Here is a 25,980-nt window from a genome sequence, read left to right as displayed (position 1 = left end):
GTTTCTAACGAAAGAAGAAGTCAGGACCTGCCGGAACGGCAAGTCCTGACTTTTTACGTTTGCATTTAACGCAGGTTACTCTTTACTAACGGGTTGTGCACGATTGTTGCGGTTATTAGGATTCGAACCTGCCAGTATACGGCTACGCTCGTTCATCTTTTTTGTAATTTCTTTGATGTAATTGCAGGTTCCACTGATAATATCAACGAACGAGGTTTGCTTGAATTCAAATAAATTGGCCTTTGAACTGTAACCGATTGCCTGACTCATCATTAGATAGTCATCCGAAATGTTGATGGGAATGCCCATGTCTACAACAGCGCGGTTAAGTCTGCCGATTTCTTTTAGTATTTTTGGCATGTCTAAGTCATTTAAAGTATAGTCCATCTTCTTCCAAAATTCCACCGGCTTATAAATAGAATACTCGTAGTTCATTAGCTCGTTAACAAAGTTTTCGCCAAGCTTAAAACCTAGTTTCTCTTTTTCGTCAAACCAGCCTGTTCCGGGGAATACACCGGGCGGGTTTATGATAACGGCGTCGGGATTAGCCTCTTTAATAAGGCTAACATTTTGAGTAAAAACATCTTCTAAGGTTACTCCGGGAATGACAGGGCAGGGGTAGATCATAGCCAATACTATCTGGCAGGAGGCTCCTTCGGCTGCTGCTGCCAGTTTTACGCATTGAATTGTGTCGATAATATCTTTTCGCTGGACCCCTTTGTTCATTATTTTATCGTTGATTTCATCATGACCTGTTTCTCCACCTAAGAATATTGCTCTTAGCCCCGAACGAATCATCAGGCGATAGCTTTCATACATGTATTCTGAAGCTTGGGCGGGGCGGGCAAAGATAGAATAGTTCATTTTTATATTATTATCTAAGATCATTTTAGCAATTGCCCGCCCGTGACCTAATGGTGTCTCGGAGCTGCTAAACCGGAAGAAGGCGATACCACGACCAGTCATTGCTAAAATTTCTTCTTTTATTTCTTCTATTGGCCGGGGTGTGTAGTGTGTATTCTGTCTTGTATGCGAGCAGAAGGTGCATTTGTTCCAAGTGCATCCCAATCCGTCTATTAGGGTGTGAAACCATACCTTATCAGTCATGTCGATAGCCCGATAGTTTGGGATGGTAAACGAATGAAACATATAGTCGCCTTGTTCGTGGTAGTGTCCTGTTCTAATCAAAGGAAAGGAGTCTATTTCCTGTCTGAGCAGTTCGAGATAAACAGTTTTGCCGGGTGTTGACCTCCTTTTAATTAAAAGGTCCTCCAGGATCTCTTCGCCAGGGCCCATTATGGCCAGATCAAACTCATTGTGCGCTAATACATATTCCCCATAAACCTTAACGTGGGGGCCGCCGGCAATAACAATAGTTTCGGGATTAGCCTCTCTAATCCTTTGGGCTAGTTTTACGCTCCAGGTATAAGGAGCTCCGCCCCAAACTTTTATTCCTACAAACGGAATTTGATCAGTTTGTACTAAGGTAGCAATGTTATCGATTAGCTTGTCCATATAGTGTTTGCGGAAGTAAAGAGCTAGAGATTGAATTGGCCAAGCTAGCAATAGGGCAAATGCTGCAAAAGGTTTAAAGCAAGCGCTAAATTTATTTAGCTGTAGTTTAACTAGCTTACGAAGGAGCCATGTGCACCATTTCGGAACCCCTTCCTCTACCCGGGAAACTCGTTGCTCATCAATTACGTGTACACTAACATCCCGTTCTTCCAAGTAAGTTCGTATAACAGCTAACCCATTTTCTAAGGCTGCATCGGAAGCGATTCTTTGTCTGGGGGCAAAGCTATTCACAAGTAATAATTCAATACCTTTATTCATGGTTTTCCCCTCCTTGGGTGGTTATTGCGCAAAGGCGTAGCAAATCGTGAGTATTTATTATATTGTGTAATAATATTTCCGCCGCGTGCTGGTGAAGGTGTGTATATCGTGAATGGGCTTGTCCTGTCAAAATAAATAACTCGGAATCAGTTAAAGATAAAATTGATTCCGCTTGACGAAATTTGCTTGTAAAGGTGAAATTGCCAAATGGAGATCCAGGCATCAGGAAGCGCGAAGACTTTTGCGAAGATGCTTCCAGAGTTCCTGACAACAAAATATATAAGTCGTTGCAAAAGCTATTTTCATATAAGATGTTGTCACCTTGATAGCAGGAAAAGATCATTCCTGATATCAAAAGCTCTTTGATACTTTCAGCATCTAAGTGGTTAAATAGAGGCAGTGAAAATGGAGAAATACCTAATTTTTGTTCAAAATGCTCCCATAAGGTATCACGGGTTATTAACCGAGTATTAAGGTGTTGTGTTACCTCAGGGAATATTTGCACAAAGCGCTTCGATATTGTTGGATCATTTACATACTTTCGAGCGAGGCGAAGCATAGGGGATTTAATAGAACGGAAGTGGTCGGTATCTTCTAGAAGCATTACTAATGGTATTAGTAAGCTGTAACCTGGATCGGTAAAGTTACCGGCATATCTTCTAAACCCGACGCGTTCGTAGAGTGGAATAACATACGGGTTGCCCCCTGTAAAAATGAGAGAAGAGTTCTCACTTCTGAGAAGTCGGTAAGCTTCAGTGAGAATTAAATAAAAGGCAGGCGAATTCCTAAATGGCGCTTTGATGGCGAGTTTGGTACCAAGTCCAAGTTTAGGGTTTAGAGAATGGGGGAATACAGCATTGAACTTTTGCATGTGAAATGCGTTGGATAAATCCGCTGGGTAGTCTTTTGCTGAAGCTATGGTAATGCGTTGTGTGGCAACAATTTCACTGCCAGCTTGTACATAAATCAGATAACTTTGATCATCTAGAGCGTCGGTAATTTGCTTGGCCCCCTGAATGCTTCTGTCCAAAGGTTTATCCATTTCCGCGACATATACATCGTAACGTAACTTGTAAACTTCCTTCTTCTCCCAGGTCTGAGTGGCAATACGGACTTGTAACGTGTTATCGACAATATCGTTGGCAGAGTTTTTAAGATTTTCGTTCACATTAAAACATCCTTTCCTTTTTTTATTAGATGGAGGAGTGTCTAAACAATCAAAGGCATCACCCCTTTCAAGAGAAGAAAGGAAAATATTTAATAAAATTCAATAATTATCCACAAAAATAAAAAGGAGCCCTTTGGAAGGACTCCTTACTGTTTCTAGCCTACTAATCTGTTTTAAATTTTATGTTGAAAGTTGTTCCTTGTGGCCCCGAATCTACTTGAACTACAGCTTGGTGGTCGTGGGCTATCCTATACACTACGGCAAGTCCAAGACCGGTTCCGTTCTCCTTCGTAGTAAGAAATGGTTTACCGATGTTATCTAATATATGTTGTGGTATTCCCGTTCCGTTATCTTGAATCGCTAGAATTACATCATTGTCTTTTTCGTAAGTTCGAATCGTTACTACACCATTATGATTTGTTGCCTCAAGAGCATTACGAACTAAATTTAACACTAATTGCCGGATTTCCTTTTCATCTAGATAGATAGTAGGTGTAACTTCCGGATAATATAAAACATCTTTGCTAGATGCATTAGCGGCAGCCTTAAGTAAAGGATAAATATCTTGAATGACAGAAATTAGCTGCATAGGTTTGAGATCACGTGATTTATTTTTGCAAAGGGATAAGTATTCTCTGATTATTAAATTGGCACGATCTAATTCGCTTATAAGTAAGGAAAACTGCTCAATATATGCGGAAAAGTCAGGTTTTTTAAGGTAAAATTGTAAGTAGCCTTGCACTGTTGTTAAGGGATTTCTTATTTCATGAGCCATGTTGGCGGCCATTTGCCCGACAGTGTTGAGCCGATCCAGGCGAGACACGTTTTGTTCTAACTCCCTTCGGGCAGTAGTATCGCGAATAATTCCTTCAAAAGCAATGCAGGTACCACTGTCATCCATAATGGGAACGGTTGTTTGTTCTACCCAAATAATAGTGTGATCACGCCGAATAATGCGCAAAGTCATTGGTGCTGATGAAGCTGTAATAGGATCAGATATAAGCTTGTCAATTAATGCTTTGTCGCTTGGATGGACTAGTGATAAAAATAAATTTGGCGTTTTAAAAAAATCCTCCGCACTATAACCGGTTAGGTTTTTAGTCGATGGAGTTACGTACTCGATTTCCTGAGTTGGTTTTAGTTTATAGAGGTATATAGTGTCGGCAGCATTCTCTGCCAGCAGACGGTATTGTTCTTCTTTTGAAGCTAAATCTCGAAAATTTCTTTCCACATAAAGCATTAGAATTCCAATTGCTATAATAAATCGGAGGGTACCGCTAATTAGGAATCCCCAAGGAACAAACCAAGTTACCGATAGCAGAAAAGGCATGTCCAAAGTGTGCAGGCCAGAGCCAATAAAAGCCAGACCAACAATAATCTTTCCCCAGCCTTTATTGTCAAGATGATGAATAAACATCCATCCAAGCCAAAAGTATATATAAGCAATATAAAGGAAAGTTGGCATTGCTCCTACAAGTAGGAGGGGAGGAGCAACAACAAAGGTAATATTCGCAATAATGCTTACTATCAATGCCCAGTAGTACCAGCCCTTACTCATTTTAATATCCAAGAATTTACAAGTGGCAAATACTAATAATACATAGTTTGCGACCTGGGTAACTTGAACACCCATTATCATTGGTTTGCTCATTTCTTGAAGAGGAGTTCGGTAAAGAATCTGACTTCCAAAGGTAACCAGCCAAAAGACAGCCCACAAACCAATATAGGTTTGGCGGTAAAGAGAATATAAAAATATATATACACATACAACTGCAAATGTAGCCGACAAAGTTGCGATAATTGAAAGGTCATAAAAGTTCATTTCATGAGGCCCCCTATTCGTACTTGTCTACTTGCATCTAATTTACATATTCTAGATAATTATAGCAAATAATGGATAAATATATTGGAGGATTTTGTCGAAAATGTTATATTGCGAAATATCTTTGCAAATAGTTGAGCTTTCGCTAATCGCAATCTCATTTGTAAGGCGTGTCATTTTGGCTTGTGTCTATTTTGATGGACATTCTGTACACATATATATACATTTGCATTTGGATCCCATGAAGGGAATTCAATTGGGGAAAGAGAATATCTTCACAAAGAATGTTGATTTCACAGGGGTTCTTGGCTCAATTTTCTAACTTTTCTCTAAGCCAAGTATAGTTGGCACACTTCTTGCGATTACTATTGGTGGATGCAATGTGTATTTGGGAGAGGAAGTGAGTATATGGCAAAAGTAATTAGTGCTGCGGAGGCTGCCAAGCTTATACAAAATGGTACTACGATTGTTACCAGCGGATTTGTTGGCAACGGCCATCCGGAAGCACTGACAGCTGCGCTAGAAGAACGCTTTTTACAAGAAAATGCGCCCCGCGATCTGACGCTTCTATATTGCGCTGGACAAGGGGACGGTAAAGACCGTGGTTTGAACCATTTGGGACAAGAGGGAATGCTTAGGCGTACCATCGGCGGCCACTGGAACTTATCGCCAAAACTTGGCAAGTTGGCTGTTGAAAATAAAATGGAAGCTTATAATTTCCCACAAGGTACCTTGGCGCAATGGGCTCGCAATATTGCCGGCCGCAAGCCTGGGGTTATCACCAAAGTAGGGTTAAATACCTTTGTTGATCCGCGGGTGGAAGGCGGCAAAATCAACGGAATAACTACCGAAGATTTAGTTGAAGTTATCGAATTAGGTGGCGAAGAGTGGCTTTGGTATAAGCCGTTTCCGGTTGATGTTGCTTTACTACGAGGTACTAGTGCCGATGAGAAAGGCAATATCACCATTGAACGCGAAGCCGTTTCCCTGGAATTGATATCGCTGGCGCAGGCAGCTAAAAGCTCAGGCGGTATTGTAATTGTTGAGGTTGAGCGTTTAGTTGCTAACGGCAGCATGCATCCCATGAATGTTAAAATTCCGGGAATTATTGTTGACTACGTAGTAGTTGCCGATCCATCGCAACACATGCAAACCTTTGCGGAACAATATAATCCAGCATACTCCGGCGAGGTTCGTGTTCCCCTGTCAGCCATTCCGCCAATGGCGCTTGACGAGCGCAAGATTATTGCCCGGCGTGCCGCTATGGAACTCATTCCTAACGCCAAAGTCAACTTAGGTATCGGTGTTCCGGAAGGAGTAGCTATGGTGGCCAACGAAGAAGGTCTAGGTGACATGATGACCCTGACTGTCGAAGCTGGCCCGGTGGGCGGCGTCCCGGCAGGCGGTTTAAGCTTTGGTGCAGCTACTAATGCGGAAGCAATCCTTGATCAGACTTATCAATTTGACTTCTACGATGGCGGTGGCTTGGATCTGGCCTTCCTTGGACTGGCCGAAACCGACAAACACGGTAATATCAATGTTAGTAAATTCAAAGGCCGGGTTGCCGGCTGCGGTGGTTTTATTAACATAACCCAAAACGCCCAAAGAGTATTTTTCTGCGGCGCCTTCACTGCAGGCGGGCTCAAGGTTGAAATTGCCGATGGTAAATTAATAATAGTTAATGAAGGAAAATCGAAAAAGTTTCGGGAATATGTTGAACAGATTACTTTTAGCGGTAAGTATGCACAAAAAGTTAAGCAGCCTGTTATGTACATCACTGAACGCGCTGTGTTTGAGCTGACTACGGAAGGAATGGTACTTACCGAAATCGCTCCTGGTGTAGATTTAGACAGGGATATCTTGGCTATGATGGACTTTAAACCGATTATCTCGCCTACCCTTAAAACTATGGACGAACGAATTTTCCGCAACGAGTTAATGGGTTTAAAAAATAAAAGGGGTTAAAAAGAGGAGGAGTAACAATGCAATTTCAATTAACCGAAGACCAAAAAATGATACAAAAGCTGGCTCGTGATTTCGCTGAGAAAAGACTGACAGACGTAGCTGAACGTGACGAAAAAGAAGAGTTTTCCCGCGAACTGTTTGACGAAATGGCAGGTCTTGGCCTGACCGGTATCTGTTTCCCTGAAAAATACGGCGGTGCAGACGGCGATGTATTAAGCTACATTGTGGCTGTAGAAGAATTATCCCGTGTTGATGATGGTATCGGTATTACTTTATCTGCTGATGTATCCCTGTGCGCTTGGCCTATTTATGCATTCGGTACGGAAGAACAAAAACAAAAGTATCTTACTCCGCTGGTAGAAGGCGAAAAAATGGGCGCTTTCGGCCTGACCGAACCAAACGCGGGTACTGATGCTGCATCCCAACAAACAGTAGCTGTTCTTGACGGTGACCACTATGTAATTAATGGCAGCAAAATCTTCATAACTAATGCTGGTGAAGCAGAAACTTACATTGTATTTGCCATGACCGACAGATCCAAAGGCGTTAAAGGTATCACCGCATTCATTTTGGAAAAAGGTATGCCTGGCTTCACTTTTGGCAAAAAAGAACACAAAATGGGTATTCACACTTCCCTCACCATGGAATTGATTTTCCAAGACGTACGTGTACCGAAAGAAAACATGCTTGGCAAGGAAGGCGAAGGCTTCAAAATCGCTATGGCTACTCTGGACGGCGGCCGTATTGGTGTTGCTGCCCAGGCACTAGGTATTGCCCAAGCTGCTCTCGACCATGCTGTTAAATATTCCAAAGAGCGCACTCAGTTCGGTCAACCTATCGCTAAAAACCAGGCTATTGCCTTTATGTTAGCTGATATGGCTACTAAAGTAGAAGCTGCCCGTTTGATGGTATACCGCGCTGCTTATACGAAAGACCAAGGACTTCCTTATTCCAAAGAAGCAGCCATGGCTAAAATGTATGCTTCCGATGCAGCTATGGACGTTACTACCGATGCTGTACAAATCTTCGGCGGATACGGCTATAGCCGTGAATATCCGGTAGAGCGCCTGATGCGTAACGCTAAGATTACCCAAATCTACGAAGGAACCAACCAAGTACAACGCATGGTAGTTTCCGGCGCATTGTTAGGCAGATTCTAGATCGTAGTTACTGCCCCAGACTATATAATTGCAGGAGGATTCCAATATGAATATAGTAGTTTGTGTCAAGCAAGTTCCTGACACTACCGAAGTAAAAATTGATCCAGTTACTAATACCTTGATTCGTCAAGGCGTTCCCAGTATTGTCAATCCGTTTGACAAAAATGCTGTGGAAGCTGCTTTGCAGCTTAAAGAAAAGCATGGCGGCACTGTAACCGTTATTTCCATGGGACCACCCCAAGCGAAAGAGGCATTGAAAGAATGTCTGGCTATGGGCGCTGATGAAGCTATTTTGTTAAGCGACCGCGCATTTGGCGGTGCCGATACGTTAGCTACCAGCCATACTTTGGCTGCCGGTATTAAGAAGCTGGAAAATGTAGATATCATTTTGTGCGGCAAGCAAGCTATTGACGGTGATACCGCGCAAGTTGGTCCGGAGATTGCCGAACACTTAGGCATCAGCCAAATCACCTATGTTGCCAAAATTGAAGTGGAAGGTAAAACCGTACGGGTAGAGCGGGAACATGAAGAAGGCTATGAAGTTATTGAAGCCTCCATGCCTGTAGTGATGACTGTTGTTAAATCAATTAACGAACCGCGCTATCCTACCATCAAAGGCACAATGAAAGCAAACCGCCGGGAGATTCCTACCTGGACGGCGCAAGACATTACCATTGACGAAAAGGTTATTGGTCTTAAAGGTTCGCCTACCCAAGTTCGGCGTATTTTTACCCCTCCGCAACGTGTCCAGGGCCAGGTAATCGAGGCAGATACCGCTCGCGAGGCGGCACAAATTCTGGTCAATAAGCTAGCAGAAGCAAAAATCGTATAAGCAGGGGGTAAATAGAAATGGCTGTAACTGTAAAACAATCAGAATGTGTAGGTTGTGGCGCTTGCGTTAACACCTGTCCTTTTGGCGCTATTGAAATGAAAGACGACAAAGCGGTAATTACCGACGCATGTACATCTTGCGGCGCTTGTGTAGAAGCTTGCCCGGTTGAAGCTATCCAGAAAGATGCTGTAGAAAAAACAGTAGCTATGGATAAAAACGATTATAAAGGCGTTTGGGTATATATCGAACAATTCGACGGCAAAGCCCGTAATGTAAGCCATGAATTATTGGGTCAAGGCCGTATTCTTGCTGATGCTATGGGGCAGGAACTGGCCGGCGTTATCATCGGTGACAATGTTGCCGACTTGGCGAAAGATGCTTTTGCCAGCGGTGCTGATAAGGTATATCTGGTAGAAGGATCTGAGTTTAAACATTATTCTACCGACGGCTATACCATTACCATGACTGATTTAATTAACACCTATAAGCCTTCCGTTGTCCTGATGGGCGCAACTAACGACGGCCGTGATCTTGGCCCAAGAGTTGCAGGGCGTGTAGGTACAGGCTTAACGGCAGACTGCACCAACCTTGGGATCGACGAAGCTACCGGCTATGTAGCCTGGACTCGTCCGGCCTTTGGCGGCAATATCATGGCAACCATCCTGTGTCCGGATCATCGCCCGCAAATGGGTACTGTTCGTCCTAAAGTATTTAAGCGTCCTGAGCAGGACTTCTCCCGGACTGGTGAAATTGTACGCGTAGCCAGCAAGGTAAAAGCTGGCGATATCCGTACCAAATTAATCGAACTTATTAAAGTAGGCACCGCTTCCTGCAACCTGGAAGAAGCTGAAATTATCGTATCCGGCGGCCGCGGTATGGGCAAACCGGAAAACTTCAGCCTGATTGAAGAACTTGCTAATGTACTGGGCGGTACTGTAGGATCATCCCGTGCAGCAGTAGACGCTGGCTGGATTCCTGCTTTACACCAGGTAGGCCAAACCGGTAAAACAGTTGGACCTAAAGTGTATTTTGCCTGCGGTATTTCAGGCGCTATCCAGCACGTTGCCGGTATGTCTTCCTCTGATCTTGTAATCGCCATTAATAAAGATCCGGAGGCTCCTATCTTTAAAATGGCTGACTATGGTATTGTCGGTGACGTTATGGAAGTTATCCCTGCTTTAGTTGAAGAATTCAAGAAAATTAAAGCCGAATAAACTGATTCAAAATTAATAGGTCGTATGAGCTAAGGGCAAGCCTAACCGCTTTGCCCTTTGCCCTTAAAAAAAAGGAGGTCTATGGAAATGAGCCAATATAATAACCTTTTGTTTGAGGTAAATAACGGAATCGGTACGATTACTTTGAACAGGCCGAAAGCCCTCAACGCCTTAAATTGTGAGCTGCTTACGGAATTAAATAACTTATTGGATGTCATTCTAAAAGACCAGTCGATTCAAATTGTTATTGTAACAGGCAGTGGGGAAAAATCCTTTGTTGCCGGCGCGGATATCACGGAAATGAAAGACATGTCAGCGATTGAAGGCCGCAACTGGGGTAAGTTTGGCCAGTCTGTATTTGAAAAACTGGAAAGTCTCCCCCAACCGGTTATCGCTGCTGTTAACGGTTTTGCCCTGGGTGGTGGCTGTGAATTGGCCATGGCCTGCGATATTCGTATTGTATCTGAAAAGGCTAAGTTTGGTCAGCCTGAAGTTACTCTGGGTATTACTCCTGGTTTTGCCGGTACGCAACGGCTGCCGCGTTTGGTAGGCAAAGGCAGAGCCAAAGAATTGCTCTACACCGGTGATGTAATCGACGCTCAGGAAGCGTACCGTATTGGTTTAGCTAATAAAGTAGTACCTGCTGAAGAATTAATGCCGGCAGCGATTGCTCTGGCTGAAAAAATTAAATCCCGTGCAGCCGTAGCTGTACAGCTTTGCAAGGCTGCTGTTAATAAAGGTTTGAATATGGACCTCGAATCCGGTGTTGCTTACGAAGCCGAAGTATTTGGGCTGTGCTTTGCAACTGCCGACCAAAAAGAAGGCATGACTGCCTTTGTTGAAAAACGTAAAGCTGCTTTTACAGGCAAATAATCTAGAAAGCAGACCTATGGTTATCTGATGGCTACCCCGCTGTGACACCCGGCTTCTAAAGAGGGAGTTTCCCCTGCGGGACAGGCAAGAGGTTAAGTCCCTGGATAAGGGCGACTGAACTTCAGGTGGGGTTAAAACCCCATCTGAAGCTAAGTCTATTTTATCCTGATAGAAAGCGCCAAGGCTCGGCGCAAGCCGTGTTTTCCTTATAACTGTGCAGTTACAGGCTTGTAAATGCGATTGCATTTACAAGCCTTTGTCCATAAAACAAAATTCAATCAAGGAAAGAGGAATGTCTAAATGAAAGTAGAAAATATTAAAAACATTTGTAACCTTGGGACAGGCACCATGGGTTTTGGTACTGCTTTAATGTTCAGTATGGCAGGCTACAATGTCCGGATGTATGGCCGTTCGGAAGCAAGTATCGAACGCGGTTTCAAAGGAATCAACTCAGCGTTAGAGGCATATGTTAATAATAATCTGGTAGACAAAAAAGACGTTCCGGCTATCCTTGGACGCATTAAAGGAGTTACAACTCTGGAAGAAGCTGCCGAAGGTGCTGATTTTGTTATTGAGTCTGTCGCAGAAGAATTAGCCATTAAGCAAGAGATATTTGGCAAACTCGAAACACTGTGCAAAGAAGATGTTATCTTTGCTACCAATACTTCTGGTCTTAGCCCTACGGCTATTGCCGAAACTCTAAAGCATAAAGAAAGATTTGTTGTTGCTCACTTCTGGAATCCGCCGCATTTAGTGCCGCTGGTCGAAGTAGTTCCAGGAAAACACACTGCCAAGGAAACCGTAGATACTACCTGGGAATTAATGAATAGAATCGGCAAAAAACCGGTTGCTCTTAATCGCGAAGCCTTGGGCTTCATTGGCAATCGTCTGCAGCTGGCTCTGTTAAGAGAAGCTCTGTATATTGTGGAAGCCGGTATTGCTACTAAGGAAGCGGTAGACACCACCATCAAATACAGCCTTGGCCGCCGGTTATCGACCACTGGTCCGTTAGAAAGCGCCGATTTGGGCGGACTTGATATATTCTATAATATCTCCAGCTACTTGCTGAAAGACTTGTGCAATTCCTCTGAAATTTCCCCGCTGTTAAAAGAGGCTGTGGCCAAAGGCACTCTTGGTTCTAAAACCGGTTCAGGCTTATACGAATGGAATGACGAAGCCTTAACTAAGATTAAAAAAACCCGGGAAAACATCCTGATTGAATGGCTTCAAAAAGACAAAACCATGGAGTTTTAATCAAATAAGCAGTAAAATGGGGTAGTTGGATTCCAACTACCCTTCCTTCACCTTAAACCATAATTGTGTCAAATCCGATTATCTACTTTATCCGATGACTAACCCGCTCTAAGACTCCCTCTTCTCCAAGCGGGAGTAAGAGCGGCTAAGTCCCTGGATAAGGGCGACTAACCTTCAAGTGGGGTTAAAATCCCATCTGAAGCTAAGTCTACTTTATTTAATGCAAGGGGCGGCTTTATGAAAAATCTGTTTCCTCAGACCATACGAAATAAAATGATATTATTTACCTTGCTTATGGTAAGCATACCAATGCTTCTTACCGGCTATGTAGTCAAACTAAAAGCTGAGGATGCCTTGTTGGAAGAAAAGCAGATCAAACTCTTTGGTATTGCCGCGCTCTTGGATAACCATCTTGGCGACGGCTATAATCAAATCTTGGCGGAAAAAGGAGCTTTAGACGCCGACCGTCAGACTAAGATTAAAATATTAAACGAAACGTTGAAAAATTATACCGATACTGTTGTAAAGGCGAATCCCGGAGTAGGTGCAGGCTATTATAATAAAGAGCTTGATGCCATCATTACCTACGGGCCGAGTGAACATTACGCAGATAAAGTCGGTGTTAGCATAGAACCCAGCCACCCCGGGCGGGTAGTTATGGATATTGGCAAGAAGCGGGTGGAATCAGGCCGGCTTGTCAGAGGGAATATCATGAATTGCATGATTCCGATCCAACGTAACGGAAACGTCATTGGATATATCTGGACAAATGAATTTACCGATGACATTCGCGCTCAGATGGCAGTAATGGATTATAACATTTATCTTGCCCTGGGAGCGGGAATTATCATCAGTTTGACGTTAATCCTCTGGATGTCCTATAGTTTTGCCCATGATGTAGAAACTATCAAGAGAGGGCTGGAAAACCTCAAGTTTGATTTGCATAGGCAGCTGCGTCCGATGGAAGGGGAAATGGGAGAAATATGTGAAGCCATCAACCACATGGCACGCTCCTTGGTTAACGCCAGTACCCTGACGGAAAACATAATGCATAGTATTGCCGATGGAGTAATTACGGTTGATAATAATGGCAACATTACCAGTATCAACAAGGCGGCTGAGCTGATGACCGGCTTTACCCCGGAAATCATAATAGAGAAATCTTTTGCCGAGGTTTTTTGTCAAAATGAGTCGCTAACAACTCTTCTTGGTGATACCTTAGCAACAGGTACAAACCACCTGGGCCTGGAAATGGATTGCCCTTTCAATAAAAAAACAATGCATATGAGTATAAACATCAGCCGGTTAAAAGACAGCAGGAATCAAATTATTGGAGCTGTCCTGGTATGTAAGGACTTGACCGAGCACCATCGCTTGCAGGCTCAGATCAACAGAGCCGAGCGGCTGGCTTCGTTAGGGGAGCTGATGGCGGGTGTTGCCCATGAAATACGCAACCCGCTTACAGCCATCAAGGGATTTGTGCAGTACCTTGAAAGTACCGAGGATGAGGAAGAACGCAAAGAATATATGCCTGTAATTATCAAAGAAGTAGACAGGGTAAACCGGGTAATTCAGGAACTGCTTCACTTTGCCAGACCCTATAAAACCGATTATAAACTGGTAAATATTAATGGCATACTGCAGGAAACTCTGGTTTTAATTCAAAATAAAAGTATTAGGCATAAAATTGAGATAAAACTACAGTTCGCAGAAGGACTGCCCTGGGTAGAAGGCGACGCCGAACAGCTTAAACAGGTATTTTTGAATTTATTTATTAATGCCGTTCAGGCTATTGAGTATAGTGGCGAAATCGAAATTTCCACGTGGCAGGAAGAGCGTAATTTCGTCTACGTAAAAATTACGGATACAGGCAGTGGGATTAACATTGAGGATGTAGATAAGATTTTTGATCCCTTCTTTACTACTAAACCAACAGGCACCGGATTAGGGTTGGCAGTAGTGCAGCGTATTATTAGTGCCCATCACGGACAGGTGGATATAAAGAGTCAGGTTGGTGCCGGTACGGCCATTACCATAAAATTACCTGTGGTACATCAGAGAGGAAGAGAACATGAGTAGCTATACTGTATTAGTTGTCGATGATGAAGATAGTGTGCGCAAATTGCTGTCTGCTGTGCTCAAGCGGGAAGGGTATCAGGTAGAATGTGCGGCAGACGGTCAGGAGGCTTTAGAAAAGTTTCAGAGTGTACAGCCTGATTTGGTGCTTATGGATATTCGCATGCCAAAAATGGATGGTTTGACGGCATTCAAAGAGATGCGGAAACTTCGGCAGGAGGTGACTGTCATCCTGATGACCGCATATGCCGCGGTAGAAACGGCCGTTGAGGCAATTAAGCTTGGGGTATTTGACTATCTGATTAAGCCCTTCGAAATCGAAGAAGTAAAACTCCTGGTAAACCGGGCCATGCAAATCCGGAAGATGGCAGAACGTATTACCGTCTTAAACCAGGAACTTTTAGATAATTACCGTCTTGACCGTATACTAACAAACAGCCCTAAAATGAAGGAACTCTGCCGAACCATTGATAAGATTGCGCAAAGCAATGCTACTGTGCTGGTTACCGGCGAAAGCGGCACAGGTAAAGAGTTAATTGCCAATACCATACACTATAACAGTAAACGCCGGAACGGGCCGTTTATAAAAATAAACTGTGGGGCATTGCCGGAGAGTCTGCTGGAAAGCGAATTGTTCGGGCATGAGAAAGGGGCATTTACCGGGGCGGCTATGCGGCGAGCTGGCCGGTTCGAATTAGCAAACCAGGGAACTTTATTTCTTGATGAAATCGGAGAGATATCGCAAAACCTTCAGGTAAAACTGCTGCGGGTATTGCAAGAACGCGAATTTGAGCGGGTGGGCGGAACCGAAACCATCAAAACAGATATCCGGATTATTGCTGCCACTAACCGTAATTTGGAAGAAATGATTAAACGGGGTGAATTCCGGCAGGATTTATATTATCGCTTGAATGTCGTATGCTTGTCGGCACCGCCGCTTAGAGAGCGGAAAGAGGATATTGGGCTGTTGGCGGACTACTTTTTACAAAAATTCGCCGGGGAAAATAATAGAGAACTTATGGGATTTGATACGGCGGCCCTAAGAATTTTGGAAAAATACCGCTGGCCGGGCAACGTGCGGGAACTAGCCAATGTTATTGAACGGGCGGTCATAATGAGTAATGGCAGAATGATTTTTACTGAAGATCTGCCTGACAACCTGAGAGATAGCTACAAAACGGTCGACGAAGTAATTGTCGATATTAAGCAGCCTAAAGGGCAGCCTTTAAAAGAAATGATGAAAAAGGTAGAATGTAATTTTATTAAAGAAGCCCTAGACCGCAATCAGGGGAATAAAGCCAAGACGGCAAAGGAATTAAGGATAAGCAGGCGATCGCTGTTATACAAGATCGAAGAGTATCAATTGGAATGAAGTGCGCAAAAAATGTCTGATTGTGCGCAAAAAAATGCGCATGTCTAATAAAGTGCGCAAAAGGAGATAGTGATAAAAATAACTTCCTGCTGTTAGCAGAAAGCATATATGACAAGCCTTTAAGTAGATTTGCCGATTTTCCGGCAAATCTTTTTTTTATTTGGCATGATTCTTGCGATATACATAATAGAAATCAAAATTTTTATTAAGGAGTGAGTTTTTTGGTAAGTGCTATCTCAAGATTCCTGACCAGTATTGTAAACAAGTTTTTACCTGACCCACTAGTGTTTGCAATATTACTGACAGTAATCACCTTTGGCCTTGGTGTTGCAATGACTCCCAACACCCCCGTACAAATGTTTAAAATGTGGGGTGACGGCTTCTGGAACCTGTTGGGCTTTTCCATGCAAATGGCATTGGTTTTGGTTACCGGCCATGCGTTAGCAAGCTCTGGTCCTGTTAAAAAGGCTATGAGCAGCTTGGCTTCTATAGCTAAAACTCCTGCACAAGGCGTTATGCTTGTTGGCTTTAGCTCTGCTGTAGCTTGTGCAATTAACTGGGGCTTTGGCTTGGTTGTAGGCGCTATGTTCGCTAGAGAAGTGGCTCGCCGGATTCCTAAATCCGACTATCGCTTATTGATTGCTACCGCTTATATGGGCTTTTTAACCTGGCATGGCGGTTTCTCCGCTTCAGTTCCATTAGTTGCTGCAACTAAAGGCAACCCAATGGAAAAATTGATTGGCCTAATTCCAATTTCTCAAACCATCTTTACTGCTTACAATATCTTCATTACTGTTGGACTAATCATTTTGGTACCATTGATTGCTCGTATGATGCTGCCTAAAGAAGAAGACATTGTGGCTGTAGACCCCGCTTTACTGCAAGAAGATACCGCTTCCACCCTTCGGGTGCTAGGCCCTAATGCTACCTGGGCTGAGAGAATAGAAGAAAGCACCATTATGGCCTGGATTGTTGCTTTATTTGGTTTTGTTTATCTTGGTCTTTACTTCCAGGCTAAAGGTTTTGATATCAACATCAATACCGTTAACATGATGTTCTTAACAGTAGGTATTATCCTGCATAAAACTCCTATGGCCTATGCCCGTGCCATCGGCGCTGCGGCAAAGGGTACAGCCGGCATTATGATTCAGTTCCCTTTCTACGCCGGTATTCAGATTATGATGGAACATTCCGGTCTGGGCGGGATTATCACCAACTGGTTTGTTAACGTAGCAACCGCTGAAACCTTCCCGGTATTGGCGTTCTTCAGCTCGGCCTTAATTAACTTCGCGGTTCCTTCGGGTGGTGGTCACTGGGTTGTACAAGGACCGTTCGTTATGCCTGCTGCGCAAGCACTTGGCTGCGACCTTGGTAAAGCCGCAATGGCTATTGCTTACGGCGAAGCATGGATGAATATGGCTCAACCGTTCTGGGCACTGCCGGCACTTGCAATTGCCGGACTTGGCGTACGTGATATCATGGGCTATTGTGTAACTGCTCTGCTCTTCTCCGGAGTTATATTCATCGTCGGCTTACATTTCCTATAGGACTTAGTTCCTATTTTTGGATAGTTAACCCCTCTTTTATGTAAAAAGTAAGGCTTATGCTTATATGCTAAGCCTTACTTTTGCATTACCAATATTATCAAAAAATAACGGCAATAGTTGCCAAATGGAGTAAGATTAGGAGGAAATTGTGAAAAGCATAAAAACTCTTTTGATTGCCATGGTGGTCGCTGTTATTGTTTTTTCCCTTGGTACAGTAACGGTACTAAACTATTTTAATAGTGAAAAGTTAATAAAAACAGAATTAGAATCCGAAATAGGCCGGACTACACAGGTTACAGCCAATGAGTTGGGCACATGGATTGATATGCGGAAGACGGAAATGGAAATGCTGGCAAACTCTCCGGTATTAATTAGCGGGGATAAGGCGGCCATTGTTAAATACTTAGGCGGTGAAAGCAAACGGCTAAACAGCTTTAGTGCTATGTGGGTTTCTGACATGGACGGCAACTGGTATTCCCCGGTAGGAACCTCCGGCAGTATTAAAGAAAGGGCGTACTACAAAGAACTTTTAACTTCCGGGCAGCCAGTTATCTCTGATCCGTTAATCGGTAAAGCCGATGGCAAGATGGCTTTCGTTGTGGCTGTGCCAATCAGACAGGATGGCAGGGTAGTTGGGATAATCGGCGGCAACGTAAAAATGGATGAATTTTTCCGAATTGTCAGTGCGATTAAAGTAGGCCAGACTGGCTACGCCGCGGTTTTTGCCCCGGATGGTATGACGGTGGTGCATCCAAACAAAGACTATATTATGCAGTACAATCCATTAAACGATGAATCCTTAAGTAAAGAAATTAAAGATGCCTATGCTGCCGGCAGCCGGGGCGAAAATGGTATAAAGAATGATAAGCTTGCGGGACAGGAAAAATATTTGGCGTATACCCCTATTCCGGGCGTCAAATGGACCCTCAGTGTTACAGCGGTTGTCGATGAATTTATGGGACCGCTCAAGTCTTTGACTACAACGGCAGCAGTAACCACAATTGTGATATTGATTATAGCAGTGCTATTGGTTATTTTTGCCTCAGAGCGGATGATCCGGCCGCTTAAAGTCATCCAGTATGGCGCTGAAAAAATTGCCCAGGGTGACTTGGATGCTAAAATCAATGTTAAATCTAAGAATGAATTTGGTATGCTGGCTCAATCGTTTGCAATCATGGTGCAAAATCTCAAAAATCTTATTGGACAAGTAGCAAACTCGGTAAACACGGTGGCAGTTTCCTCAGGCAACCTGACCGCCAGTGCGCAACAGTCGGCTCAAGCGGCATGCCAAGTGGCTGATAGTATTGCCAGCGTCGTGGAAGATAACGAAAAACAACGGACGGCAGAAGAGGCTGTCTTTATGACAGTAGAGGAAATGTCGGGGAAAATTAAGCAGGTTGCCGAAAATACAGGCAGTGTCGTGGCTACAAGCAGTAAAACTGCGGAAGCAGCCCATGAGGGTGGTAAGGCAATTGAAGTCGTAGTTAAACAAATGGAGACTATTGAAAAGACAGTGGTCAGCTCGGCGCAGGCGGTACAAATGCTTGGTGAAAGTTCTAAGGAAATTGGGCAAATTGTTGATACCATTTCCGGGATTGCCGGACAAACCAATCTTCTGGCGCTTAATGCAGCGATTGAAGCAGCCAGAGCCGGTGAATTGGGTAAGGGGTTTGCCGTAGTTGCCGATGAGGTGCGCAAGTTGGCCGAACAGTCGCAAAAGGCAGCCATGCAAATTGCTCAACTAATAAATGGTATTCAAAATGATACCAGTAATGCTGTTGCCGTTATGAATGAGGGAACCCGCGAAGTTAGAAAAGGTTCCGAGGTAGTTCATGTAGCTGGTGAGGCCTTTGCCGAAATTGCAGCAATGGTCGATGAGGTGTCAGATCAAATTAAAGATATCTCTCAAGTGGTTGGCCAGATGGCCGACAGCAGTCAACAGATTATTAGTTCAATTAAAGAATTTGAAAACGTAAGGAACCATGCCTCGCAGGAGGTAGCGGCAGTATCGGCAGCTACTCAGGCCCAGTCGGCATTTATGGAGGAAATCGCAAGTTCCAGCCAAAACCTGTCCAGTTTGGCAGGTCAATTACAAAGTGCTATTGATAAATTTAAACTTTAATTATATCAATAAATAAGACGACTTGCGCCAGAACTTGGTGCAAGTCGTTTTTAGTAAGAAAGCCATGTTTGCTATTGGAGGGGAATCCCGCCAGACAAACATGGCCTTTATTTTAGTAACTGCGATTTATTCAAAGGAGTTGACATGCTCACCACTTCATGCTGCTAGTTATCCCGGCTAACAGCATGACGGCAAGGAGTAATCGTTAGATTGATTATTTTGTGTAGTCAAAGAAGCCTTTACCAGTTTTACGGCCAAGGTATCCGGCTTGTACCATTTTCTTAAGCAATGGGCATGGACGGTATTTGGGGTCGCCATAGCCAGCGAATAATACTTCCATGATATAAAGTACAGTATCGTTACCGATTAAGTCAGAAAGAGCCAAAGGTCCCATTGGATGATTGAAGCCTAATTTTGCAACAGCATCAATATCTTCGGCGCTAGCTACGCCTTCCATCAAAGTGAAGATAGCTTCGTTAATCATCGGAATCATAATCCGGTTGCCGACGAAACCAGGGAAATCAGCTACTTTAACAGGAGATTTACCTAACTTGACAGCTAAATCATGTACTGTAGTGTAAGTTTCTTCGCTTGTTGCCAGACCGTTAATGATTTCTACGAGTTTCATAACAGGTGCCGGATTGAAGAAGTGCATACCGACAACTTTTTCAGGGCGTTTGGTGAAAGAAGCTACAGCAGTCAGTGGTAAGGATGAAGTGTTGGTACCTAAGATGGTGTGAGCTGGGCAAAGTTTGTCCAGGGTTTGGAAGATATCTTTCTTAATATCCATGTTTTCTACGGCAGCCTCAATGACTAAGTCTACATTGCAAGCTTCGGTATTGAGTTCTACTACACCGAAGATTCTGCCGGTGATAGCAGTTTTTTCTTCGGCAGTGAGTTTGCCTTTTTCTACTGCTTTAGCCAGGTTCTTTTCAATACCTTTAATGCCTTTTTGTACATATTCTTCAGCGATATCTCTGAGGATAACGGTAAGACCGCCTTGGGCCATAACCTGAGCAATACCACTGCCCATTTGGCCGGCGCCAATGACTAGGACTTTGTTTATTTCCATTTTACGTACTCCTCCTAAATTAAAATTTTTTATAATGACTCCTTCAGGTGGGGGTAAAACCCCGCCTGAAGATTTGTCAGCATTACACTAGATGCGTTCTACGATAGTTGCTACGCCTTGGCCGCCGCCGATGCACAAAGTTGCTAAACCAAGTTTGGCGTTTCTGGCTTTCAGTGAATGCAGCAGGGTAACAAGGATACGGGCACCGCTGGCTCCGATTGGATGACCCAGGGCAATAGCGCCGCCATTTACGTTGACTTTTTCTTTAGTAAAACCAAGTTCTTTGCCTACAGCCAGGAACTGAGCGGCGAAAGCTTCGTTGGCCTCAATCAAATCGATATCGCCAATTGTCAGGCCGGCTTTAGCCAGTGCTTTGCGGGTAGCAGGAACTGGGCCCACTCCCATGAGGGAAGGGTCAACGCCGGCTGAAGCAAAGGACCGGATGCGAGCCAGTGGTTGGAGATGCAATTCTTTAGCCTTGGCTGCTGACATAATTACAAGAGCAGCTGCCCCATCGTTAATACCGGAAGCGTTACCGGCGGTAACAGTGCCATCTTTTTTGAAGGCTGGTTTTAAGCCGGCGAGAGATTGGAGAGTGGTATTCGCTTTGGGGAATTCATCGGTGGCAAAAACAATTTCGCCTTTTTTATTCTTAATAACTACTGGGCAGATTTCTTCTTTAAAAGCGCCGCTCTCGATAGCTTTGACGGCTTTGGTTTGGGATTCGAACGCCAATTGGTCTTGTTCTTCCCGGGAGATGCCGTGAAGGGCAGCAACATTCTCGGCGGTAATGCCCATATGATAATCATTGAATGCGCACCAGAGACCGTCACGAATCATAACGTCAATTAATTTGGAGTCACCCATGCGATAACCCCAGCGGGCTTTTTCTAAAACATAAGGAGCCTGGCTCATGCTTTCCATACCGCCGGCCACTACGATGTCGGCATCACCGGTCATAATAGACTGGGCAGCAAGGTTGACGGTTTTAAGGCCTGAGCCGCAGACTTTGTTGATAGTATAAGAGGGGACTTCTTGGGGGATACCTGCTTTTATTGCAGCTTGACGCGCTGGGTTTTGTCCCAGACCGGCTTGCAATACATTGCCGAAGATAACTTCATCTACGGCAGCTTTATCAATGCCGGCTTTTGTGGTTGCGGCGCTGATAACGGTGGCACCAAGATCTGCTGCGGACACGGGAGCGAGAGTGCCGTTGAAACTTCCTATGGCAGTACGAACTGCACTGACGATTACTGCTTCTTGCAAAATAGTACACCATCCTTATTTTTATATTGATATATTTAGAGACTAGCTCAGAGGCACATACCCCATAGCGAGGTAGTTATATGCTAAGTCCCATTGGTTGGTCACGGAAGATGCGTTTATCCATGACTTTCAGCTTGGGTGAGATGATGGGCGCAAAATCCATTAAAGCTAATACGTCTTTTTCTAGATCAATGCCAGGGGCTAATTCGATAAGCTCCATACCGCCTGCTGTGAGTTCGAAGACGGCACGTTCGGTGATATAGAGGACAGGCTGGTTTATGCTTTGTGCATACTTGCCGCTAAAGGTAATTTGTTCGACCTGTTCCAGGAACTTCTTGGCGCGGCCTTCATTTAGAATAGTCAGTTTGCCGTTGGCTACCTGTACTTTGAGTCCGCCGGCGGTGAAGGTACCGCAGAAGCAAACTCGTTTAGCATTCTGTGTTATATTAATGAAACCGCCGCAACCGGCGACCCGGCCTTTGAATTTGCTGACATTGATATTGCCTTGTTTGTCGGTTTCGGCCAGTCCAAGGAAGGCCAGATCCAAGCCGCCGCCATCGTAGAAATCAAACTGATAGGCTTGATCCAAGATCGCTTCGGCATTGGTAGCTGCGCCAAAACTTAAGCCGCCTGCCGGTACACCACCTATAGGGCCGGCCTCAACAGTCAGGGTCATCAGGTCACCTAGACCTTCTTCGTTAGCGATCATGGCAACTCCTTCCGGAACGCCGATGCCTAAATTAACTTTGGCGTTAGGAATGAGTTCCATGGCTGCCCGCCGGGCAATAATTTTGCGCTCATCAAGCGGCATTGGTGCAATGGCTGACAGGGGAACGCGAATATCGCCGGAATAGGCTGGGTTATACTGTTCTGCATATGTTTGCATGTGTTGGGAGGGATCGTCGGCAACGACAATATAGTCAACGATAATTCCCGGGATTTTGACACTCATGGGGTGCAAGCTGCCGTTGGCCACTAACCGCTCAACCTGGACAATAACTATTCCGCCTGAGCTTTTGGCGGCCTGTGCCAGTGAAATTAGTTCTAGTGATACAGCTTCGCGCTCAATGGTAATATTTCCTTTTTCGTCGGCGCTGGTGCCTCGGAGTAAAGCTACATTTAGCGGGAAAGGTTTGTACCAGAGCCATTCTTCGCCGCCGAGTTCGACAACTTCTACTAAGTCTTTGGTAGTGACTTTGTTGATTTTTCCGCCTTCGACCCTTGGGTCGACAAAGGTATTGAGTCCGACTTTGGTAAGTACGCCCGGTTTGCGGCCGGCAATCGAACGAAACCAATGTGTCAAGGTGCCTTGCGGGAAATTATAGGCTTCCATTTTGTTTTCAACAGCCAGTTTGCCTAATTTTGGAGCAAGGTTCCAGTGGCCGCCAATGGCTCTTCTAACCATGTTTTCTCTACCGAAATGATTGAGTCCGGCTTCTTTGCCATCCCCTTGTCCGGCGCAAAAAACAAGAGTTAAATCTCTGGGAGCTCCTTCTTGTAGAAAGCGTTCTTCCAATGCGGCAGTTAATGCTTCGGGGTGGCCGTTACCGACAAACCCGCTGGTAGCCACAGTGACTCCATTTTGTATCAGCTTGGCCGCTTCCTGTGCGCTAATCACTTTAGCCATAAGCCCACTCTCCTTGTTTTAGTATCTCGACTATTTATAATGCAAAAATCGTGCCAAACATTTTAGGGAAAATTTTAAAAATGCGGCTGGATACAGTAAAATACGACAAAATTTTTATATAATGGTGTCGATATTTTGGAATAATATACAAACTAAAGTATATTAATGTGTTTATTGATATGAACACAATGTCTATTTTTATGTACAAATTCTTTGCTGCAAGCGTCTAAATTGTCTTAGGGGCGGCCTATAATCCCTTAAATTGCACTTTTTCCTAGACATGTACTTACTTATGGCGTATAATTTTTATAGAGAGCATTAGAAAATGCTGATTAGTAGGTACGAAGCCTTAGTAAAGACGTGAGTCTGCATGCTTTGTGCCTTTTTTGTATTTATAAAAATAGAGAAGGTTATAGGAGGTTTCCTGATGCCTAAGCGCGGTACGGGCAGTGCCCCGGCAGCATTTTCCCTGGCTAGTATGCCGGAAATGCTGGCTGTGATGAATTCGGTTTCCAACGGGGTCCTGGTAGTCAACTCTGATGGGATTATCACTCTATTTAATACAGCTGCAGAAGCCATTAGCGGAATTAGCCGGGCAGATGTAGTTGGCCGCATGGTTGAAGAGGTAATTCCGAACACTGAACTTATGCGGGTGTTGGAGACCGGCGTGGCCGAACTTAATCAGCAGCAAAATATCGGGAAATGTATCATTCTAACCAATCGCACTCCTATTATTATAGATGATAAGTTGGCTGGAGCTGTGGCGGTATTTCAGGATATAACCGAATTTACCGAAGTCACGAACCAGTTGGAAGACGTTAAAAGACTAAAAAGTACCTTGGAATCAGTGGTAGAAAACCTGCAAGATGCAATTGTAGTTGTAAATAAACACGGCATTATCCAACTGATGAACAAAGCCTATGGGGAATTTTTGAATATTGATACATCAACAGTTGTTGGTAAACACGTGCGGGATGTTATTCCCAACACCCGGATGCATTTGGTAGTTCAGGAAGGTAAGGCTGAAGTTACCGAGATACAAAAAATTCAAGACCATAACTGTATCGTAACGAGAATTCCGATTATTAAGGACGGCGAAATTGTAGGTGCGATCGGTCACCTAATTTTTAAAGATGTCAAAGACCTGCGGACACTGGCCGGCAGAATCAGTAAGCTGGAATCTGAACTTGCATATTATAAGGAAGAGTTATGCAAGGCCTATGGTGGTAAGTATACTTTTGACAATATTATAGGCAACAGTGATAAGATGAAATGGCTCAGAGAAATTGCCGCTAAAGCGGCCAAGGGTACCTCGACCGTACTCATTTTGGGGGAGAGTGGGACAGGCAAGGAATTGTTTGCGCATGCTGTCCATAATGCCAGCCGCCGGGGGGAAGGTCCGTTTATTAAGGTCAACTGTGCCGCATTGCCTGAGAACTTGCTGGAAGCCGAGCTGTTTGGTTATGAAGAGGGCGCTTTTACCGGTGCGCGTAAAGGCGGTAAACCGGGTAAATTTGAGCTTGCTAACGGCGGAACCATTTTCTTAGATGAAATCGGCGAAATGACACTGGCTATGCAGGTAAAATTATTGCGGGTGCTGCAGGAGCGGGAACTGGAACGCTTGGGTGGAACCAAAACAACCGAATTGGATATCAGGGTTATCGCGGCAACAAACCGGGATTTGGAGACGATGATTGAAGAAAATCGGTTCCGGCAGGATTTATACTACCGGTTGAATATCTTTACATTGAACATTCCGCCACTGCGCGAAAGACTGGAAGATATCCCGTTGCTTTGTAAAATCCTATTAAAGAAAATAAGCAGCCAGGTAGAGCACCAGGTCGAAGGGGTAACTCCTGAGGCTATGGCGTTACTGCTGCAGTATAATTGGCCAGGCAATGTCCGCGAGCTTGAAAATATCTTAGAACGGACAGTTAACTTAATGGACGATGCAACCCATATTAAACCGAAGCATCTCCCGACGATGATCAAAAAAGGATCTAAAGGCGGAGAACCACAGGTTATTGAAGAAAGTCCGAATGATTTGGCGGATATTAAAGAAGATGCAGAGAAACAAGCCATCTTGCGGGCACTGACTGCATCTGGCGGCAACAAAAGTAAAGCGGCCAAGATGCTGGGAATACATCGGTCAGGATTTTATCAGAAACTACAAAAGTATAATATCAGTACTACTAGCTAATAATTGTAGGGTAAAAAATTACTCCATAATCTACCGGACGGCGGGAGTTGATTTTTTTTACCCGGCGGGATATAATAGCAAAGTAACATTTTTTTTAGAAGCCCTTGCGGCGGTGAGAACGGATGAATGACAATTACTATATGGGGTTAGCCCTGGAAGAAGCCCAAAAAGCCTACGACTTAGGTGAGGTACCTATTGGTGCGGTGCTGGTCATGGATAACCAAGTGATAGCTAGCGCGCATAATATGCGGGAATCCTGTCATGACGCTACAGCTCATGCTGAAGTAATTGCTATTCGTGAGGCCTGTAATTCCTTACGCCGCTGGCGGTTGACTGGAGCTACGCTTTATGTTACTATAGAGCCGTGTCCCATGTGTTCTGGCGCTCTTGTTATGAGCCGCATTGATAGGTTGGTATACGGGAGTCCGGACTACAAAGCCGGAGCAGTGGAGTCGCTGTTCAATATAGTGCAAAATCCTGCGCTGAATCATCGTCTGGAAGTAACTGCCGGTGTACGTGCCGATGAATGCACCGCTATCATGAAAGATTTCTTCCGGCAGCGCCGAAAATAATATAA

Annotated in this window: 18 protein-coding genes; 12 read left to right on the top strand and 6 right to left on the bottom strand. The window is 44.3% G+C overall.

The features are described from left to right. Nucleotides 1-75 precede the first annotated feature (75 nt). The 3 genes from SRRS_RS25735 to SRRS_RS25725 all read right to left on the bottom strand — a co-directional run bounded on the left by SRRS_RS25735 (nt 76) and on the right by SRRS_RS25725 (nt 4,823). Nucleotides 76-1,833 carry a radical SAM protein gene (locus tag SRRS_RS25735; RefSeq protein WP_371364476.1) on the bottom strand — a complete coding sequence of 586 codons (1,758 nt, stop codon included), beginning with the start codon at nt 1,831-1,833 and terminating at the stop codon, nt 76-78. Continuing rightward, nucleotides 1,826-3,001 carry a cyclic nucleotide-binding domain-containing protein gene (locus SRRS_RS25730; RefSeq protein WP_371364474.1) on the bottom strand — a complete coding sequence of 392 codons (1,176 nt, stop codon included), beginning with the start codon at nt 2,999-3,001 and terminating at the stop codon, nt 1,826-1,828. The genes SRRS_RS25735 and SRRS_RS25730 overlap by 8 nt, the downstream gene beginning before the upstream one ends. 163 nt (nt 3,002-3,164) lie before the next feature. Continuing rightward, entirely contained in the window at nt 3,165-4,823 is a 1,659-nt protein-coding gene (locus tag SRRS_RS25725; RefSeq protein ID WP_371364473.1) for an ATP-binding protein, read from the bottom strand. Between the two features lie 408 nt (nt 4,824-5,231). Between SRRS_RS25725 and SRRS_RS25720 the strand changes: the two genes are divergently transcribed. From SRRS_RS25720 to SRRS_RS25675, 10 genes are all read left to right on the top strand, one after another. Further along, a complete protein-coding gene (locus tag SRRS_RS25720) occupies nt 5,232-6,788 on the top strand; it encodes an acyl CoA:acetate/3-ketoacid CoA transferase (protein WP_371364471.1) in 1,557 nt (518 codons plus the stop codon). 17 nt (nt 6,789-6,805) lie between these two features. Continuing rightward, on the top strand, nt 6,806-7,948 hold the full coding sequence (locus tag SRRS_RS25715; protein WP_371364468.1) for an acyl-CoA dehydrogenase: 1,143 nt from the start codon (nt 6,806-6,808) through the stop codon (nt 7,946-7,948). Between the two features lie 46 nt (nt 7,949-7,994). After that, entirely contained in the window at nt 7,995-8,780 is a 786-nt protein-coding gene (locus SRRS_RS25710; RefSeq protein ID WP_371364466.1) for an electron transfer flavoprotein subunit beta, read from the top strand. A gap of 17 nt (nt 8,781-8,797) precedes the next feature. Beyond that, nucleotides 8,798-9,994, top strand: a complete 1,197-nt coding sequence (locus tag SRRS_RS25705) for an FAD-binding protein (RefSeq protein WP_371364464.1) — start codon at nt 8,798-8,800, stop codon at nt 9,992-9,994. 87 nt (nt 9,995-10,081) lie between these two features. Then, on the top strand, nt 10,082-10,867 hold the full coding sequence (locus tag SRRS_RS25700; protein WP_371364463.1) for a short-chain-enoyl-CoA hydratase: 786 nt from the start codon (nt 10,082-10,084) through the stop codon (nt 10,865-10,867). A 300-nt stretch (nt 10,868-11,167) separates the two neighbouring features. Then, the gene (locus tag SRRS_RS25695; RefSeq protein ID WP_371364461.1) at nt 11,168-12,121 is read left to right on the top strand and encodes a 3-hydroxyacyl-CoA dehydrogenase family protein; all 954 of its coding nucleotides are present in this window, start codon (nt 11,168-11,170) and stop codon (nt 12,119-12,121) included. A 237-nt stretch (nt 12,122-12,358) separates the two neighbouring features. Beyond that, the gene (gene atoS / locus SRRS_RS25690) at nt 12,359-14,200 is read left to right on the top strand and encodes a two-component system sensor histidine kinase AtoS (RefSeq protein ID WP_371364459.1); all 1,842 of its coding nucleotides are present in this window, start codon (nt 12,359-12,361) and stop codon (nt 14,198-14,200) included. Then, nucleotides 14,193-15,569, top strand: coding sequence for a sigma 54-interacting transcriptional regulator (locus tag SRRS_RS25685; RefSeq protein ID WP_371364457.1), 1,377 nt, complete (start codon nt 14,193-14,195; stop codon nt 15,567-15,569). The genes atoS and SRRS_RS25685 overlap by 8 nt, the downstream gene beginning before the upstream one ends. 221 nt (nt 15,570-15,790) lie before the next feature. Then, nucleotides 15,791-17,116, top strand: a complete 1,326-nt coding sequence (locus SRRS_RS25680) for a TIGR00366 family protein (protein WP_371364455.1) — start codon at nt 15,791-15,793, stop codon at nt 17,114-17,116. A 148-nt stretch (nt 17,117-17,264) separates the two neighbouring features. Further along, entirely contained in the window at nt 17,265-19,238 is a 1,974-nt protein-coding gene (locus SRRS_RS25675) for a methyl-accepting chemotaxis protein (RefSeq protein WP_371364454.1), read from the top strand. A gap of 214 nt (nt 19,239-19,452) precedes the next feature. Here the strand turns inward: SRRS_RS25675 and SRRS_RS25670 are convergent, their stop codons facing one another. The 3 genes from SRRS_RS25670 to SRRS_RS25660 form a co-directional block, all read right to left on the bottom strand. Then, nucleotides 19,453-20,310, bottom strand: coding sequence for a 3-hydroxybutyryl-CoA dehydrogenase (locus SRRS_RS25670; protein WP_371364452.1), 858 nt, complete (start codon nt 20,308-20,310; stop codon nt 19,453-19,455). An 87-nt stretch (nt 20,311-20,397) separates the two neighbouring features. Next, nucleotides 20,398-21,576, bottom strand: a complete 1,179-nt coding sequence (locus SRRS_RS25665; RefSeq protein WP_371364450.1) for an acetyl-CoA C-acetyltransferase — start codon at nt 21,574-21,576, stop codon at nt 20,398-20,400. A 76-nt stretch (nt 21,577-21,652) separates the two neighbouring features. After that, nucleotides 21,653-23,203, bottom strand: coding sequence for an acyl CoA:acetate/3-ketoacid CoA transferase (locus tag SRRS_RS25660; protein ID WP_371364448.1), 1,551 nt, complete (start codon nt 23,201-23,203; stop codon nt 21,653-21,655). Between the two features lie 427 nt (nt 23,204-23,630). Between SRRS_RS25660 and SRRS_RS25655 the strand changes: the two genes are divergently transcribed. Further along, nucleotides 23,631-25,403: a sigma 54-interacting transcriptional regulator gene (locus SRRS_RS25655; RefSeq protein ID WP_371364446.1), complete on the top strand. Its 1,773-nt coding sequence runs from the start codon at nt 23,631-23,633 to the stop codon at nt 25,401-25,403. Between the two features lie 122 nt (nt 25,404-25,525). Beyond that, entirely contained in the window at nt 25,526-25,975 is a 450-nt protein-coding gene (gene tadA, locus SRRS_RS25650; RefSeq protein ID WP_371364444.1) for a tRNA adenosine(34) deaminase TadA, read from the top strand. The last annotated feature ends 5 nt before the right edge of the window (nt 25,976-25,980 follow it).

It is taken from the genome of Sporomusa rhizae, assembly GCF_041428845.1.
GTDB lineage: Bacteria > Bacillota > Negativicutes > Sporomusales > Sporomusaceae > Sporomusa > Sporomusa rhizae.
The sequence above is the reverse complement of the archived record's forward strand: the minus strand, read 5'-3'. Positions and strand labels throughout refer to the sequence as shown.

What these genes read in the sequence shown, in the direction of transcription:
- SRRS_RS25735 (WP_371364476.1), bottom strand. Translation starts at nt 1,833, where the DNA reads ATGAATAAAGGTATTGAATTATTACTTGTGAATAGCTTTGCCCCCAGA.
- SRRS_RS25725 (WP_371364473.1), bottom strand. Translation starts at nt 4,823, where the DNA reads ATGAACTTTTATGACCTTTCAATTATCGCAACTTTGTCGGCTACATTT.
- SRRS_RS25720 (WP_371364471.1), top strand. Translation starts at nt 5,232, where the DNA reads ATGGCAAAAGTAATTAGTGCTGCGGAGGCTGCCAAGCTTATACAAAAT.
- SRRS_RS25715 (WP_371364468.1), top strand. Translation starts at nt 6,806, where the DNA reads ATGCAATTTCAATTAACCGAAGACCAAAAAATGATACAAAAGCTGGCT.
- SRRS_RS25710 (WP_371364466.1), top strand. Translation starts at nt 7,995, where the DNA reads ATGAATATAGTAGTTTGTGTCAAGCAAGTTCCTGACACTACCGAAGTA.
- SRRS_RS25705 (WP_371364464.1), top strand. Translation starts at nt 8,798, where the DNA reads ATGGCTGTAACTGTAAAACAATCAGAATGTGTAGGTTGTGGCGCTTGC.
- SRRS_RS25700 (WP_371364463.1), top strand. Translation starts at nt 10,082, where the DNA reads ATGAGCCAATATAATAACCTTTTGTTTGAGGTAAATAACGGAATCGGT.
- SRRS_RS25695 (WP_371364461.1), top strand. Translation starts at nt 11,168, where the DNA reads ATGAAAGTAGAAAATATTAAAAACATTTGTAACCTTGGGACAGGCACC.
- atoS (WP_371364459.1), top strand. Translation starts at nt 12,359, where the DNA reads ATGAAAAATCTGTTTCCTCAGACCATACGAAATAAAATGATATTATTT.
- SRRS_RS25685 (WP_371364457.1), top strand. Translation starts at nt 14,193, where the DNA reads ATGAGTAGCTATACTGTATTAGTTGTCGATGATGAAGATAGTGTGCGC.
- SRRS_RS25670 (WP_371364452.1), bottom strand. Translation starts at nt 20,310, where the DNA reads ATGGAAATAAACAAAGTCCTAGTCATTGGCGCCGGCCAAATGGGCAGT.
- SRRS_RS25660 (WP_371364448.1), bottom strand. Translation starts at nt 23,203, where the DNA reads ATGGCTAAAGTGATTAGCGCACAGGAAGCGGCCAAGCTGATACAAAAT.
- SRRS_RS25655 (WP_371364446.1), top strand. Translation starts at nt 23,631, where the DNA reads ATGCCTAAGCGCGGTACGGGCAGTGCCCCGGCAGCATTTTCCCTGGCT.
- tadA (WP_371364444.1), top strand. Translation starts at nt 25,526, where the DNA reads ATGAATGACAATTACTATATGGGGTTAGCCCTGGAAGAAGCCCAAAAA.